Source organism: Vibrio sp. J383 (genome assembly GCF_023503985.1).
In the GTDB taxonomy this organism is placed as follows: domain Bacteria; phylum Pseudomonadota; class Gammaproteobacteria; order Enterobacterales; family Vibrionaceae; genus Vibrio; species Vibrio splendidus.
The window spans coordinates 352,584-369,251 of record NZ_CP097293.1 but is presented as its reverse complement, the minus strand read 5'-3'; the positions used below and the strand labels follow the sequence as shown (position 1 = coordinate 369,251).

Annotated in this window: 13 protein-coding genes; 1 reads left to right on the top strand and 12 read right to left on the bottom strand. The window is 41.5% G+C overall.

The annotated features are described in order from the left end of the window. Position 1: 1 nt before the first annotated feature. Complete coding sequence (locus M4S28_RS01725) at positions 2-496, top strand: nitrous oxide reductase accessory protein NosL (RefSeq protein ID WP_249632188.1); 495 nt, start codon at positions 2-4, stop codon at positions 494-496. Positions 497-664: 168 nt separating this feature from the next. Here the strand turns inward: M4S28_RS01725 and M4S28_RS01720 are convergent, their stop codons facing one another. The 12 genes from M4S28_RS01720 to M4S28_RS01665 form a co-directional block, all read right to left on the bottom strand. Then, entirely contained in the window at positions 665-1,858 is a 1,194-nt protein-coding gene (locus M4S28_RS01720) for a hypothetical protein (RefSeq protein WP_017089029.1), read from the bottom strand. Beyond that, positions 1,851-2,627, bottom strand: coding sequence for a M48 family metallopeptidase (locus tag M4S28_RS01715; RefSeq protein WP_249632187.1), 777 nt, complete (start codon positions 2,625-2,627; stop codon positions 1,851-1,853). Before M4S28_RS01715 ends, M4S28_RS01720 begins: the two co-directional genes overlap by 8 nt. Beyond that, positions 2,627-5,902 (bottom strand): type I restriction endonuclease subunit R, encoded by a 3,276-nt coding sequence (locus M4S28_RS01710; RefSeq protein ID WP_249632186.1) that lies wholly within the window; start codon positions 5,900-5,902, stop codon positions 2,627-2,629. Before M4S28_RS01710 ends, M4S28_RS01715 begins: the two co-directional genes overlap by 1 nt. Before the next feature lie 45 nt (positions 5,903-5,947). Continuing rightward, positions 5,948-6,628: a DUF6933 domain-containing protein gene (locus M4S28_RS01705; RefSeq protein WP_249632185.1), complete on the bottom strand. Its 681-nt coding sequence runs from the start codon at positions 6,626-6,628 to the stop codon at positions 5,948-5,950. A 71-nt stretch (positions 6,629-6,699) separates the two neighbouring features. Beyond that, positions 6,700-7,998: a restriction endonuclease subunit S gene (locus M4S28_RS01700; RefSeq protein ID WP_249632184.1), complete on the bottom strand. Its 1,299-nt coding sequence runs from the start codon at positions 7,996-7,998 to the stop codon at positions 6,700-6,702. Next, complete coding sequence (locus M4S28_RS01695) at positions 7,988-9,502, bottom strand: type I restriction-modification system subunit M (RefSeq protein WP_249632183.1); 1,515 nt, start codon at positions 9,500-9,502, stop codon at positions 7,988-7,990. Before M4S28_RS01695 ends, M4S28_RS01700 begins: the two co-directional genes overlap by 11 nt. A 2-nt stretch (positions 9,503-9,504) precedes the next feature. Continuing rightward, positions 9,505-10,143 (bottom strand): restriction endonuclease subunit S, encoded by a 639-nt coding sequence (locus tag M4S28_RS01690; protein ID WP_102548332.1) that lies wholly within the window; start codon positions 10,141-10,143, stop codon positions 9,505-9,507. Then, positions 10,127-10,528, bottom strand: a complete 402-nt coding sequence (locus M4S28_RS01685; protein WP_017089035.1) for a hypothetical protein — start codon at positions 10,526-10,528, stop codon at positions 10,127-10,129. The genes M4S28_RS01690 and M4S28_RS01685 overlap by 17 nt, the downstream gene beginning before the upstream one ends. Before the next feature lie 247 nt (positions 10,529-10,775). Next, on the bottom strand, positions 10,776-12,176 hold the full coding sequence (locus M4S28_RS01680; protein ID WP_249632182.1) for a TnsD family Tn7-like transposition protein: 1,401 nt from the start codon (positions 12,174-12,176) through the stop codon (positions 10,776-10,778). 34 nt (positions 12,177-12,210) lie between these two features. Further along, positions 12,211-13,662 carry an ATP-binding protein gene (locus tag M4S28_RS01675; protein ID WP_249632181.1) on the bottom strand — a complete coding sequence of 484 codons (1,452 nt, stop codon included), beginning with the start codon at positions 13,660-13,662 and terminating at the stop codon, positions 12,211-12,213. Then, on the bottom strand, positions 13,652-15,811 hold the full coding sequence (locus M4S28_RS01670) for a TnsB C-terminal domain-containing protein (protein WP_249632180.1): 2,160 nt from the start codon (positions 15,809-15,811) through the stop codon (positions 13,652-13,654). Before M4S28_RS01670 ends, M4S28_RS01675 begins: the two co-directional genes overlap by 11 nt. Then, positions 15,801-16,625, bottom strand: coding sequence for a TnsA endonuclease N-terminal domain-containing protein (locus M4S28_RS01665; protein ID WP_249632179.1), 825 nt, complete (start codon positions 16,623-16,625; stop codon positions 15,801-15,803). Before M4S28_RS01665 ends, M4S28_RS01670 begins: the two co-directional genes overlap by 11 nt. Between the last annotated feature and the right edge of the window lie 43 nt (positions 16,626-16,668).

Below are 16,668 nucleotides of genomic sequence, written 5' to 3'. Positions count from 1 at the left end.
CATGCGTATACCTGTAAGCAGTTCTTGGATTGGATTAGTTCTATCGTCTGTATTTTTATTCGGCTGTAACGAAGCACCACAAGAGAAAATGTTAAAGCAAGCCGTCGCCATTGAGAATGCTGATGAGTGTCACTTATGCGGTATGATTATCGCAAACTTTCCGGGCCCGAAAGGCGAGGCTTACCAAAAAGGCAATGAAGAGATCATGAAGTTCTGCTCGACCAGAGATCTCTTTAGCTATGTACTTCAGCCAGAGAATGAGCGCCAGATACAACAAATTTTCGTCCACGACATGAGTAAAACGCCATGGCAAAAGCCAGAAAATGAATACTTCATTGATGCAAAAGCTGCGTGGTTTGTCATTGGTTCAAGTAAAACGGGCGCGATGGGCAGTACGTTAGGCAGTTTTAGCACACAAGATGATGCGATAGCCTTCAGTGAAAAGTTTGGAGGAAAAGTGTATCAGTTCGACGACATTCGCATCGATTTACTCTAACTGACTACTCTTTATCAAAAACAATAATGCCTGATGAGCGCATCAGGCATTATTAATGGAAATTACAACTATTTAGAGCGTCGTGATTGTTTTTGCACAACAGTTTTAGTGTTTAGGCACAATAAAGTTTGTACACTAAATCAAGATTGGAATAATAAAGTTTGTACACTATTTGTAACAAACTTCGTTTAGCTGAAACTCTATCTTCTCAAAGGCTTTACTATCAGCAATTTCTGGAGAAACATCGATAACTCCCCAGATCGAGTCCTTACTAGTTCTAATAGGCCTACCCTGCATAGATATTCTTGCAAGAGTGTAAGAACTTTCAAATAAGTTCTTAAGATTCAATTCTGTTGCATCTACACTGAAAGTGCCTTGATGTGCTTTCATGATGCAAGACTTTTCTACACAAGCGGTACAATCACTCACTGAGTGCTTTGCAAAGATTTCTCGGAGAACTCCTTGCTTTCTTGGTCCCAACTCTAAGCCAATAAGACTAACTTCATTAACTATGAATGAATGTAATAACTCTGGCTCATACTCTGCGCACATCATCAAAATACCCGCAAAATCTCGCCTATAATCAAATTCATAAAGAGAATAATGATTAAAATACTGCCCTGTAACCTTTTGTGCAAAGTCTCGTAATTTCATATTTTCGAACTTTGAGTATTTGCTATTAACCCACTGAGCAAAAACGGGCATCAAACACCCTGGAGCAAATTTAATAGGGAATACATACCTTCCCGTTTCATCCCATGTAATTTTCGGAGAATATTTAGCAGTTACTTCAGGCTTTTTTGCTAAGCTTATCGCTTGTCTACAATCTTTTGCATTAAACAGCCGCTTTACGGCTTTTAGAGTTTTAGCAAACCCTAATTCGGGTAGTTCTTTAAGTGGTTGCCCATGAATAAGACATAAATTTGAACTATCCCAAAAGTGCCGAAAATACCCATAGCCGACACTTGCAATACTCTCTTCTATACAAGATAAACAATACCTTATCTTCGTTGCAGACGAGGCTCGATCTCTAGTTCTTCTCCCACTAAAAAAAGTAGACTCAATTCGATATGTGTAAGAGACAGGGTTATCAAAAAGGCAGTTATACTTACCGTTCACAGACAAACCCATATCTATAGTTTCTAATAACACATGGTCAGGATAGCGATAGAAAAGGAACTGATACTGCTTTTGAACAAAAGGAGCATCGATCCAACAGCCTGAATTACCTATCACGCCGATAGGCTTTATATTTGGATCATACGTTAATAATGTTCTAAGCAAAGTACTGTGTATCGACTCATCATGAGGTACTTGCTTTCGCAGCAATTCCGCTAGTTCAAAATCAAAATTATCACTCATTCAAGTACAACTCCGCCATACCATCCAGCTTACTTTTCACTTCTTTCCAATGCGGCATCACGCTTGTCAGCAGCCGCCAAAACTTCTCACTGTGGTTGTGCTCGGCGATGTGGCAAAGCTCGTGCAGAATAACGTAGTCAATGCACTCTTTAGGCGCTTTAATGAGGTGTGGGTTCAGCATCAAGTTTCCTTTAGCCGAGCAGCTTCCCCATTGTTTACTCATGGGAAGAACACGAAAGCTTGGGATACCATCAACCCAAGTGGCTTGCGGCAGCAATTCAGATAAACGCTCATGGAAAATACGCTCCGCACGTACCTTGTACCAGTTGCGCACCAATGCTCGGACCATGGCCGTTTTGTCATCGTTAAACCGAGTTAAGGTGACCAGTAATTTACCGCGAGTCATTTTTACTGTTGGTAGTGCTTTGGCATCTTCCACGATCTTCAATACGTAACGACGACCAAGGTAGAACTGCATTTCACCGCTGACGTAGTGTTTAGGTTGGACGTATTCCAGATGGCTACGAAACTCTTTCAACGCATCGTAAATCCACGAAGCACGCTTCATCACAGCTTGGTGAATGTCATTACGCTCTGCATCTTCTGGAGCAGTAATCACTACCTCACAATTAGGATGAACCTTGATGGTGATTTTACGTTTCTTACCGTCTAAATGCGGTTTGCGGACGACTTCGTAACACAAAGCTTCGTCGCCATAGACGAAGCTGTACTCTTCTTTGTTGCCTTCACTGGAGCTTACCGACGTCATTAATGATGTCCTGATACGCCAAGGCGGGTAATTTTGATGGCATCAGTAATGACCGCTTGGGTTTTATCCATGCCTATCGCTTTGAACAACACAGGGATTAACTTGCGTCGGATCTGATTCTCTATTTCTTGAGGGTTAATTGAAAACTCAGCAACAGCGGCGGTAACGATCTCATCGATTTGTAACGCATAATTGAAGCACTCATCTTCTGGCAAAACATTATCCCCTAAATGATGAGGGAATAGACCATAGAATGCCTGTACGTGTCGTTTTATTTTAGGGTCAAGTTCTGCGAATCGATCCGTCGGCATGCCTTTCACATCGCGTTCTTTTACCTGCTCTTCAAAATCAGCAAATAGCAGATATTGCTTTACAGGTGCATCGAACATCTCTTTTGCCTGCTGAATCGCTTGCTTAAGCAGTTTCGAGAAATACTCTTGAGCATACGGGTCATCGGCAAGGTCTTGTTCGATCATTTTAGTGACACGACCAGTGATCTTATCTTTTTGGTTGCGAGCTTCATCGTCGGTGAGTTGCTCTGGCTTAATATCCTTACCCATGTTTCCGACTAGGTAAACGCCTTTCGATTCTTCAATTTCAACACCTGCAATATGCTTATCCAACATGGTACGGATATTTTCAGCATACTCATCGTAATCAATGGTTTCTTCGGCATCTTCACGAACTTGCTTACGTAATTCAGCCATGGACTTGAGCGTTTTCTTATAGAGGTCGCGCTTATCGTCAAAGCTTTTATCTTCAAAGTAAGTTGCGGATTGCAGTGCCACTTTTAAACAATTTGAAAAAGCTGTGAGCGTAGAGTAGAAGTCATCACGTTTTTTCTGGTTGGTATCGGTAAGCTGTCCATCAATGGTATCAATTTTCGGAGCGAGCACTTGACGCAGTGCTGGGCCATCTTGTTTGTTGGGTACCTCAGCAAAAATCGCCCACAGCTCATTGTATAAACCGGGTAGTTTTTTGTATTCCGTATCCATACGATTGTAGAGACCTTTTAAGTCTTCAATATCAAAACCACCTTGGGTTCGCTCGGCAAGATCTTGATAGTCGGCAATAGTGGCATCCAATTCTTTTAAAATGCCACGATAATCGATGAGATAACCGAACTCTTTCTTCTGATGCAGACGATTTACCCGAGCAATGGCTTGGATCAGGTTGTGTTGTTTAAGTGGTTTGTCGATGTAAAGCACGGTGTTCTTTGGCTCATCAAAGCCTGTCAGTAGCTTATCAACCACGATCATGATGTCTGGGCCATCATCCTTACCGAACTCTTCTATAATATGTTTGGTATAAGCTTTCTCATCTTGACCAAAACCAGAGCTGAGGACATTCTCTTTCCACCAATTCTGAACGATATCCGTGCTTTCCCCATCAACTGTATCGTGCCCCTCACGCGTATCAGGCGAAGACATAGCAACAACCGAGGTTGCCTTACCTATTTTATCGAGAAGCTTCTTATATTGGATTGCAGAGGCTTTAGAGTCACAAGCAAGCTGACCTTTTAAGCCCTGACGCTTAAAGTTTTGGAAATGATCCGAAATATCATGAGCAATAAGCTCGATTCGCCCCTCGGTTTGATAGATCTGACCTTTCTGAGCGAACTTCCTCTTCAAGTCGGTGCGCTGTTTTTCGGTGAGCTTATCGGTGATTCGATCAAACCACGCATCTAACGCTTTATCGTTGGTGCTCAGATCTGGTACGCGCTCTTCATACAACAACGGAGTGACTGTTTTGTCTTCCACAGCTTGCTGCATTGTGTAGGAGTGGATGATTTTGCCAAACTTGTTTTCAGTCTTGTCATCTTGCAACAGCGGTGTACCTGTAAAGCCAATATAAGCGGCTTTCGGTAGAGCTTGCTGCATACGAATATTGTTCTCACCGTTTTGGCTACGGTGGCCTTCATCAACTAGCACAATCATGTCAGGACTGTCGTTGTAGCATTCTTCCAACTCAATCGCAGTACCAAATTTATTGATGATGGAGAAGATAATACGCTCATTACCTTTACCGATTTGCTCGGCAAGACGTCTCCCTGTTGTTGCCATCGAGGCTTTACGATCTTTTTCTGATAGCGCACCACCTGAGGCAAAGGTACTCGCTAGTTGGTCTTCTAAATCAACACGGTCGGTTACGACCACTACTCGGCATTTAGCCAGTTCTTTAATCCATATGAGTGCCTTCGATAAGAACACCATGGTGAACGACTTACCAGAACCTGTGGTATGCCATATCACACCGCCATTACGTGCGCCTTTCTCATCAAAAGAGGTCACACGTTCAATCAAGGCTTTGATGCCGAATACTTGCTGATAACGGGCAACAATCTTGCCCGCTTTTTTATCAAACAGGGTGAATATCTGAGTCATTTCCAGTAGTCGGTCATGACGCAGTAGTGAAACCAATAAGCGGTCTTGGTCTGTCACCACTAACTCACCGCCAACAATCAGCGATAAATATTCATCACGTACTTTAGCTGGGCGATGACCAAAGATTCTATCTAGGCTGTTTTGCTCAAGAGGTTTGTTCTTTAAGCGCTCAAAAGTGGCTTCGGTGATCTCTTCTTCTTTCCACTTTGCCCAGAACTTACTTGGCGTACCACACGTTCCGTATAAGCCCTCGTGACCATTAACCGACAGTAATAGTTGGCTATAAGCAAACAGATGAGGGATCTCATCGACCTTCTGATTGCGAATGTTTTGAGAAATACCCTCAGCGACGGTCGGCTTACCTCCGTGAGACGAATCAGGACGTTTAGCTTCAATCACCACCCAAGGTAAGCCATTTACAAAGCAAACAATGTCTGGGATTCGGTTAGCAGTACCATGCGCATTTTCAACGACGAGTTCTTCAGTAAAGTGAAACTGGTTATTCTTAGGAGCTTGCCAGTCAATTACATTAATGGTTGGGTTGGCTTTCTTACCATCAACAAACTCGGTCACTCCAATACCGTAGGTCAGAGCGTTATAGAGTTTTTCATTAGCTGCTTTCACCCCTTCATTCATCGCTGGGTTCGCTAACTCGTGGACAATCTTGTCGATAGCCGCTTCTGATAACGGGTGATCCTTCCCCATGAATGAGTAGGTTTTGTGTTTCAGCACATCACGTAAAACGTCAGGCAAAATAACCGTTGATAGGTTGCCACGCTTAACAACGCATTCGCTCGGAGGAATGAATTGATAACCAAGGTTGGTAAGTAAAGTCAACGCTGGAATTTTTGCGCTTTGCTCTTCACGGAAGTTGGGTAGAGGGTTGCTCATAGCTGTTATTCTTCTTTATTCTCTTCGTTTGGAAATGACACTACATTAACGATACTTATCTAACACAACGACATTGCTCATATCTAAAGCATTTTCTTCCAGTGCCCACTCTCGCCATTCACGTAGAAACTCATCATTAGGGAAAAAGTGGCTCTTTTTATATTTACTATTGCGAGGGAACTGACTTGCGAAGGTGTTAAAACCGAGTAGGTCGAGATCTTCTAGTAACATGCCATCTTCGTAGCAATGACGCTCAAGGTGCCAGTGCACATCATTGATATGGGTTTGTACACTGCGGTCACTTCGTGGGTGGAACGCACAGTCGTTTACTTCTCTATCATAATGATCAATGCAATTTTCAATCTCCACCATATCGACACCGCTTTCATGGGCGATGCTGTGGAAATAGGCTTTTAGCATTGGGTCAAAAGTATTGAGGAACTGATAGACATCACCTTTTTTACCCGCAAGCACCGTAATACAAACACGAGTGTTGTAGTCCATCGCTATTAGGTACTTTTTGCGCTTGATGGATACACAATGAAGCACCCAGTGCCATTGAAAACCGCCATATTGATTAGTCTCTACACCATCAGGGAAAACAGGACTCTCAATCGATTCGGCAATGGTTTTATGTGGTGCAGACTCAAGGCTCGAGACTTTCTTACCTTGGCGAGTCACTGTAAAAAATTCTGCCGCTGCTTTGGTGCAATTAAATACTAACATTCTGCATTACCGAGTTTTGATGATAGTAATCCTATGTGAGGCAGTGCATCACATAGGATTAGATTGGTGTCTTAGGCCTCTTCGGTTTCAGCAACTTTTACGCGGCGCTTACCCGTCAATAATTGCTGCATCAATGCCTTTTTCTCTTGTTTGATGTGAGATAGTTTTGCTTCCAGAATATCGACTTCCTTATCAACGCAGCTCAATACTGAAGCAATCTTTTTCTGTTCATCTAAAGATGGCAGTGGTACGAAGCATTTAGCTATATGTGATGGCCCAAAGTTCAATTGAGCAGAACCTGTAATCTGCCTTCTTATTTGGTTCTTGAATAAGTCTGACATCATAAAATAACGCATGAATGTCAGACAGGCTCTAGTCTCAGATTTAACTTTAAATCTCATCGTGCTTGTATTCATACATAGAGGTAAATGTGCTTCTTTTATAAATGCAATTTTCTCGTCAAATCGTTCTACAGAAATCCCAGAGCACGCAATTACCAGATCTCCACTATCAGCTAGGAAGTGGCTATATGCCCCATATGCTTCCTCACTTGAGATGTAAGTCGATGTATTCGAGATGTCTATTCGAGATTGCTGGATATTCGTACCATTAAATAGCTTAACACCGTTTTCTGTAAATTGATGTTTCCTTACTCCGGGTCCCTCTTGATACCAGTAATGCTTAGAAATTAGCTCAACTTCCCAATCATCTGGAATATCCCCAATTTTACTTAAAGCAAAGCCCTCTCGAACAGATCTTGAGGCATTACTTTTTACTAAACGCTTCTTACCCGTCAAAAGCTGCTGCATCAGTGCTTTTTTCTGCTGTTTACTGGTGTCAATCAGCTTTTCTGTGGTAGCAATCGCTTTATCCCATGTTGTTAGGATGTTGGCGATTTTACGTTGTTCTGGGAGTGGGGGGAGAGGCAGTTTAACTTTACGCAACTCTTCTAATGAAATCTCTTTAAATGTAGATCCTTTACTTAAAGAGTTAATACGATTCATTATAGGGGTGCAAGCAAGCTTATAATAAACGAACTTCGTATCATTTTTTTCATCCACAGAGATACGAGCAGTTCCTTGAGTTAGGTTTGCTTCTGGCAAGTCTAAAGGCACAATGCTTGTCCTAGCGATGTTTCCTCGCAATGAAAAAACTATATCATTTGGATGCACTGCTGAACGTCTATATTTGTGATGGATCTCCGCCGCTGTTTTTTGAAGCTTTTGTGTATCAATTTCTCCACCAACATCAGCACTTTTTATATATGGAACGCCATCATCGACATGCGGTCCAGCCTGAACGATCCCATAAGAGATTTTTTCTTTGGTTATTTCAGATAGTGAGAGAACTCTCCAACCATTAGGCACCATAACCCAACTCCTCTAGGTAACCTGCCATTTCTGCTTCAAGGTCAGTCAGTTCACTTTGTAGCGCCAAACGTTCACTTCGTACCGCTACTAGATCAATCTCTTCTTCTTCCTCAAAGGTATCGACATAACGAGGAATATTGAGGTTGTAGTCGTTCTCGGCAAGCTCTTCTAGGGTCGCTAGGTATGAGTATTTGTCTGTGGTTTCACGGGCTTTGTAGGTATCAATAATCTTTTGAATGTTCTCTGGCGTAAGTTGGTTTTGGTTCTTACCAGACTTAAACTCACGAGAGGCATCAATAAATAGTACCTTGTTGTCGTCTTTCTGCTTTTTGAACAGTAGAATCGCGGCTGGAATACTAGTACCAAAGAATAATTTTTCAGGGAGACCAATAACAGTATCTAGCAGGTTTTCATCGATGAGTTGCTTACGGATTTTGCCTTCACTTGAAGCGCGGAATAGTACGCCATGAGGTACAACCACCCCCATACGGCCAGTCTGAGGTTTCAAAGTTTCAATCATGTGCGAGATAAACGCGTAATCACCTTTAGTCTTAGGTGGAATACCACGACGGAAGCGGCCAAAGTGATCGTTACCAGCATCTTCAAAGCCCCATTTGTCTAGAGAGAACGGTGGGTTTGCTGTTACTACATCAAAATGCAATAGGCCGCCTTCTTTATCCTGAAGCTTAGGGTTACGAATGGTATCGCCCCATTCAATGCGATGGTTATCTTCACCGTGCAGGAACATGTTCATCTTCGCCAGTGACCAAGTAGAGCCTATCGCTTCTTGACCAAACAGAGCGTACTGCTTAGAGCCTGCAAAGTTGTTTTGAACTTGTTTACCACACTTCATCAATAGTGAGCCTGATCCACACGCAGGATCACAAATGCTGTCGCCTTGTTGTGGCTCTAGAATGATAGATAAAAGGTCAGAAACTTCTGGTGGGGTATAGAACTCACCCGCCGATTTACCGCTACCCGCTGCGAAATGTTTAATCAAGTATTCGTAAGCGTTGCCTATAACATCTAATGTACCAACGCGGCTTGGGCGAAGGTTAAGCGTCTCTTTACCAAAGTCTTCCAGTAGGTGACGCAGGATGTCGTTCTTCTGCTTTTCGTCACCCAGTTTATCGGTGTTGAAGCTGATGTCTTGGAATACGTTCTTTAGCTTAGTACCGTTCGCTTCTTCAATCGCGTGCAGTGCTTGGTCTATACGAGAGCCGTTACCTGCCTCATGGCGAGCTTCATACAGATCCCAGAAAGTTGAACCTGTTGGGATCTTGAAAGACTGAGTTTCCATCATTGCTGCAATCAATTCAGGCTCGTCACCGTACTCTTTCGCCAGATCATCCACTTTGTCTTGATGCACATCAGAAATGTATTTAAGGAACAGCATCGTTAAGATGAAGTCTTTGTAGATGGATGGATCTACGGTGCCACGGAACGTATCGCAAGCTGACCATACGGCTTTGTTGATTTGATCTTGGTTGATTGGGGTATTCATCGTTATTTATTCTCATTAAGTAATTGTTGAAACATGCCTTGAAGCATTGTTTTTCGATTCATTAGCAGTGCTTGGGTTAATGCCTGCTCTTTTTCCCATAATTGATTGAGGTGAAGTATCTTCTTCTGTGTCTCGATAGGTGGGATATTGAGCTTTATCTCATTGCCAATAGATGTTTTAAGCATGACAGCCATAGATGATCCCTGACTGCCCGCACCTTCAGATAATAAAAATTGAATTGAAGGTTGGTTTAATGACCAACACAAGAATTCGGGTAGTACCTCAACCGTTGGTGTAATCACTAAGAACTGACTCGTTACCACCAAAGGTAATGAATCTTCCGCATTATCAACAACACAGGATGCTTGGAAGTAACCGCCCCTCGAACCTCTTGAAGGCAGTATTACAGTTCCAGACTCGACTAACGCTTTATCTTTACCCTGCCAGTCAATAGCTGGCAGTTTGCTTGGATCAAGCAAGAAGGAATTTGAAGTTTCGGCTATCTCACGCACATCTTTAATCTGAGCAATACGAGCACTGCCAGTTTCTGCCTCAACTTCTTCCACCTTTTCTCTAAATGTGTACCCAGTTCGAATATCGGCTACTTCACTGAGTAATCGAAGATTAGTGTTTTGAATCATAAGAACTCTCCGAATCGGCTTCCTTCACTAGAAAACAGGCTTTTTTAGTCGAACCATCACATTTGTAAAACTTTGCATCAGCCCATCCATACCGCTTTGCTTCGTCCAAAAACCACTGCTCCATTGTTACTGTGAGCTTCTTTCGTGTGCCATAGTGATGCTTGTTATAAATATTCATCACACGATCATATTCACAAATAATCGAGTCGTTTTCTTCTGCCGATATTGGGAACTGATATTTCGCACGCTTTTGAGCTTTTCCACTAATAGGAACAACGGTTTCTTGAATGTTTTGAGGGTAACTATCTTCATTCAGAAGTTTTTTCTGAATGAAAGTGGTTGTAATTTCTTGCACACGCGCAGTTATTTGGTAATCTTGATGCATAAATAAATCTCCTATATGTCTAATCGTCGTATTGAGGTTTAGATAAGGTTCAGGTGGCCGCCTGAACCTTGCCAATCACGCTAAATAAATGCAGTAGAGCGTCTACAGATAACGTAATGAAGCCATATTAATATGGAGTCATACCTACGTCAATGATTTATACACTTTTCTTCTACTGTATTTTTATCAGAAAACAAAACTTCTGCCTAAAGCTTGCGGAATCTATCAAGTCAGATTCCGCATTGAGTTATTTCTGCTTAACCCGAGGATAGCGATGTGGGTGGGATGGCTTAGGTAATACGGATTCAAGCCATTCAGGTTCATGATGATATAGCCAGTAAAACGCTGCATTGCAATCTCGCTTTATCTCTTTTCTAATCTTTAACGGGTCATTGTGTCGGTATCGAAGTATCTGAGATTTGTAGCGTCGCCGTTTCGATTCATGCTTACACTGCCGTCTCCACTTAACCAACCCATTTACGCTAGAAATCAACATTTCGACACTTCCTGTTGATACAGATACACATTTGGCGATCACAGAACGATGGAAACCTTTCCATGCAAGAGCAATAACTTGCTCTCTGACGGATGCTTTTAACTTAATAGGCTCAAACAAATCTTCCATATCCGACGAGTAAGCGACTGACTTCACATAAGTTCTACTCTTGCCAGTTTGCTTACTTATTGAAGAAATTGGTAATCCTTCTTTTAACAACGACAAACATTCTTGCTCTACGCTAGAGATACTAACGACACAACCTTCACTGCGTACTTCTGGTGTTGTTTTAGCCCTTACCTTCTGCTTTGATAACCAGTATTCAAATATCAAATACTTAAAAATATGCTGTGAATATTGGTTATACAGCAAATTGGTAATGTACTTATAATCCGATTCGGATGATGGTAGAACGTCTGAAGATAGAAAATGCAATCGGCTTGTAAAAGAATAAAAGTCAGAGAATAACTTTACCCTGCGAATTCGACCACCCTTGGTCACATAGCCAAGATTCGATAATTTGTCTGAGTAACTAGCCGACCTAAATGTAGAAATATTGTTTGATTGTTCTCGAAGTACTTGCCGAGAAAACTGCGCCAAACGAAAGCTTTCATCGCTACTTTCGTGATACTCGGCTTCAAAAGAAGAAGGATACCCAACTGCTAACTTTAATCGTTTAGGAAGGCGAACATGCACTAGTTGCTGCTGATGATCACAACAAGATTCGATAGCAGGTATTTGATGAACTCGATGCCAATAAGCCACTCCAAATTGTCTGATATCTTCTTGAATGCAGACTGGGCACAGTTTGAGAGTTAATTCGCTATGTTCTCTCACGCACGAGAGCTGGCTTAAACGAATCGCCGAATAATTATCCGTTGAGAATATAGCTTCTGATAATTTGGCTTTGTATTGCGGGTAATAATGCATAAACAATGGAGCAAGAGTTTGCCCCATTAGCAGGTCATTCTTGTTCTCATTGTACAGACTTGAAAGCGAACTTAAACCAGCAGTAAGTATTGGGTTAATACTTGCTCTATGGTCTCCGTATACGCTTTTGAGAAATTCAGATATGGGAACCGCACCTACATTGCAATATCTAATCATTCGACTAAACAGTAGCTCATCGGGTAATGCATCAGGTAAACGCATATCACCTCCGATAGGTTCGCCATACAGCTAAATTCTAACTAAACGTCTCCAATGGGTCGTCACACAAAACACCCGAAGCCCTTAGGCTTTCAAGTGGATCACTATCCTGAGAAGCCCTCTGGATCAGATTAGTATCCAATATCCGATCACTCAAACTCTCTGAAAAAATAAGTTCCGTTAGTTCGCCAATGAACTCAGGATGATGTGGACGAGTCAAGTCTCCTGGTATCGTTACCGCTTTAGATTTGGTATTGATGACTTCTTTCGTTGAAACATCTTCACGTCGATGGCTGTTCGGTTCAGTATGACCATCTTTTCGATTTCTTTTTAGGATAGAAATCGCGTGTTTCTTTCTCATTTCTTCTGTGAGATTTTTCGTTGCCCGTATAGCAATACTGGCTCCAAGATCAAGAACCTCTTCAGTAATCCTCTCGTCTGAAGAACCAATAATTGCCTTTTGAGCTGAATAATAAACTCGAACAGCCAAATCCATATTACCAGCAGACAGTGAGTATAGTTTATTGTTCAAACTTGGGGTCAACGGCGTTTCAACATTCGTCCACTGTAAACACCAAAGTTCATCCACGAACAATTCCCACTCTTCATCATTCGTCATTAGTTCTACATCGAAATAGCCACTACTTTCCGCACGTCGCGCTGATTTAAAACTCTTACTGAGAAGTTCATCGAACGGAGGATTTGCACAGAAAAGTATCGGAATACCTAAATTGTTAACTAAGTTATGCAAAAAGCCTAAAAGTCGATCAGCACCGCCTGCTTTAGCAAGGTTTAGGTTTTGCATTTCATCAATAACCAAAATCCCGAGGAAATTTGATTTCATTTTCGATTCAATTTGTTGAAGTAAAAGAGCTATCGTTCCCGCAGGTTTTGTTGGAGGGCGTCCTAGTTTTTGATCTATTTGCTCTAAGATGCGATGGCAGAGTCCCTTCACACTTGAGTCATCGGGACAATCTACTTTAATCCAAACAACTTGCGGAATTGCTAATACTTTATTTTGGTAATATCGGTGTTCGATGACATCTGGAAAGCAGTTGAGTACCTGTTCAAGCATGCAGGTTTTACCTACTCCGCTTTCACCAATTATTGTTATTCCACTGCCTTTAGGTTCAAAAAAGCCTGTTCGGGGTTCAACATCAGGTCGATTATCTAAAGAATAATGTAGATAGTTCATTGTTGTGGGAGATAAAGGATTTTTTGCTGAATATCCCTCTTTGATCGCTATTTCGATGGCCCTAAATACATCAAAATAGAGAGGTAGTGGCTGCCTCAACGCTTTTAATCGGGTGAGATAGTCCAACCTTTCAATTGCCTCTAACTTTGTTTCCTCAACGAACCTCTCAGGATAATTACTCAGCTTAATAACTAACTCATCATCCTCAACCTTAGGTGGCAAAGCTTCAATCAAAGGATTACCACGATGCTCGGGTAATATCGCTTCATGATAAATGGCTTCTTCACATCTCATTATCGTTGGCCCTTTTTCGCTTGAGCATTGAAATTACTTTTTTCTTCTTGTCATCTAGGTGTTCACTGGGTATATCTGATTCCATATCAGGCTTAGCTTGATGAGGTTGAGATTCTCCGTCCTCAATCCTCTGTGCAAGAATAGCTTCCCTTCTCCTTGCTTTCATGCCCTTTGTTCTCTCAGATTTTGAACTCAACGATGGAGCCAATGCCGCTTCTTCTTTTGCAGTTTCGATAACCTGATTTCTTCTCTGGTGACGCTCTATCGATTTCGATGTTGGCTTAGCTTTGTTTTTTTCCAACTTAATCCAATCTTCAAAATACAGGATGTCTGCTTGATGCCTATGAGCAAAATTAGCCGACTCCTTCATCAAGTAACATCGGGTAAAACCACTAACTTCCTCAAGCCTGACAAATATGAAGCTTGAATTATCATGATCAACTAAAGCATCTAGTTGCCATGAACCATTATTTCTCGCGATTACTTTCCAAGTATCAAAATCAGCATGATCTGACTCATAATACATTTGATCGTTCAGCCGAATTCCTTTGCCTGTCATGGTCACTTTTACTGTTGGTAATAGGCGAGAACGAATATGAGCCTCGTCTGCTCGACTTAAAGCATGACGCTGTGCTTTAACATGTAGATTCCAATAGTTTAGAGGGGTTGGAGAAAACCCTGACTCAATAAGTAATGTACTTTGCTTAGCTAAATCTTTAAAAATTGAACTGTTGTGCTCTAAAACTTCATCAATAAGGAGCTTGGTTATTTCTCTGAGCGTAAAAGTAGCATCTAACCTTGGGTCTCTATCACTTCTGATGTAATGCCGTCCTTTCGTAGTCCCTAGCAGCTCATGGACTAGTTTCTCGTTCAAGATATTGAAACGATGTTCGACTATGCCTTTCAATTCCGCCCTGTATGGGGGAGCAATACTCAAGTGGCCAATCAATGGCACAGCGAGACTTTCGGCATCCTGACAAATAAACTCTCCTCGATCACAAAGCAATCGTTGAGGTATGTGGTTACAAGGCCAATCAGCTTCTTCTATTTCAATACCAAATTCTGCGCAATACTCTTTCTTAGAGGTAAAGCTGTTAATTAAAGCCTGCCGACCAGCCCTCCAAGAAGCATATTCCATGGAGACATGCAGCCCGACAATCATTCGACTTTCTTTATCAACTACACAATAAACGGTTGGTCTCCCCAATACATGGTGTCTCTGAAAGTCAGATACGATATGTACATCCAAAACTGTTGCATCCAATTCAAAGCAACTGCCAGGAACTTCTGTATGATCGGTAGCAGAACCTTTTAAACCTCGCTTATTGCGGTCAAAGTCACCCTGATTTGTTTGTTTACGTATTAGAATTTGTGCTGGAACTAGTTTTTTGGCCCAATAAACAAACGCTCGGTAATTAGGTACTAACGCTTCTCGTGACTCAAATCCAGCAGCAATTAGCTCCTCTGCATAATATTCTTTGAGCATTTTGTCATATACACGACTGAACTTAACTTTTTCACCTTTGAGTCCAAACTTCTTCATCGCCTTAAGAAACAAAGTTTTATCGTGCTCAGTAGTATTAACACCTTCAGGAACTTCAATACTTGGACTGGAGAGTTGTATCGGAGAACCACGCTTTGTTACACCAGCTACTCTTGATTTACCTCTACCCCCAGAGTTCTTATAGCTCGGTAAAAGTGCATTTCGCTCTTGACCATATTTCCAATAAAGATTTAGTGCTCGATAGATATTCTGGATATATGTGTTGCGGGCTTTCGCGTGTGTCGAAACAGCTTTACTACGAGGTTGCTCAACCAAATTTAGCAAAAAATATGGATCAGATGCTAATTCACTAATAAGTCGATATTTTTCATCTCTTTTTACAAGATAACTCTCTGAAATATCGTCTTCTGACTGCAATTGATAATACGGAAGCTCATATGAACTCAATTCGGAATTACCCGTTTTAATGGCCTCATTAAAAAAGTCAAAATCAAGCTTAAGTGGTCGTTGCAAAGCCTTTGATTCGAGCAAAGGAAAAAGAATGACGATATGTTCCTTTGTATATAGTTGCAAAACCCTGTAAAGACCATCCTCAAGACCATCTAAGTTATGAACTCGCCAAACACTATTTAATTCAACTTGCATATTGCTGTGATTTCCCATCAATCTTAACTTGAACAATTTCTATCATCCCAGATAGAACTATGGGCCGCGCCAAATCTACAATAACTTCTTTATCAGCTATTAAATACTTTAACAAAATCAATGCATCATCATTCGACATGCCGACTTGATTAGAAAACATGTCACAAACGTCGCTTAATTGCATTGTTCCCACCGTCAACATACGCTTGGCTTCTTCTCTAACTTTATTCGAAGGTGATGAGTAACTCTTACGTTTAGGATCGGTAATCCATTGAATATTCTTTGACTTAATCTGATTCAGTTCTGACAGGCAAAATATGTGAAATGGAATACCTAATAACTCCCACCAAACTCTTTCAATATCGAGCTTTTCTGCCGTCCTTTTATCTGAAAGCTTTTCACTAGGCTTCACAGAAACAGCTTCATACCAAATCCGCTTTCCATCACTACAGGTTAAAAGGAAATCAGTGGTCATGATGATTGGGGCTTTGGTTATTGGGTGCTTAGGATGCTCAACATCAAGCAGCTTAGATATTTTTAATGAGAGAGTGAGAGGAAGCAGAGGAAACTGCTCTCGAATATCGGTAACTGAATCGGAAAACTCAGCTAAATAGAAAAAACATGTCTCTTGCTCAGATAAGGTATGGTGAGTTCGTCCCGATTTTATTCCGTCAATCTTACCGCTGTGACCATGAGACTTAACATCCTGAACTCTTATCCAAGGAGTGTAATTAGCTCCTTCACCTAAGCCATATTTTTGTTTTAAAGCCCGCTTGAAATCAGCGAGCTTTTCAAGTTTTCTTCGTCCAGCCACAACGCATACTCTATCTAATTCGATAAAATATATTATAGCCTAG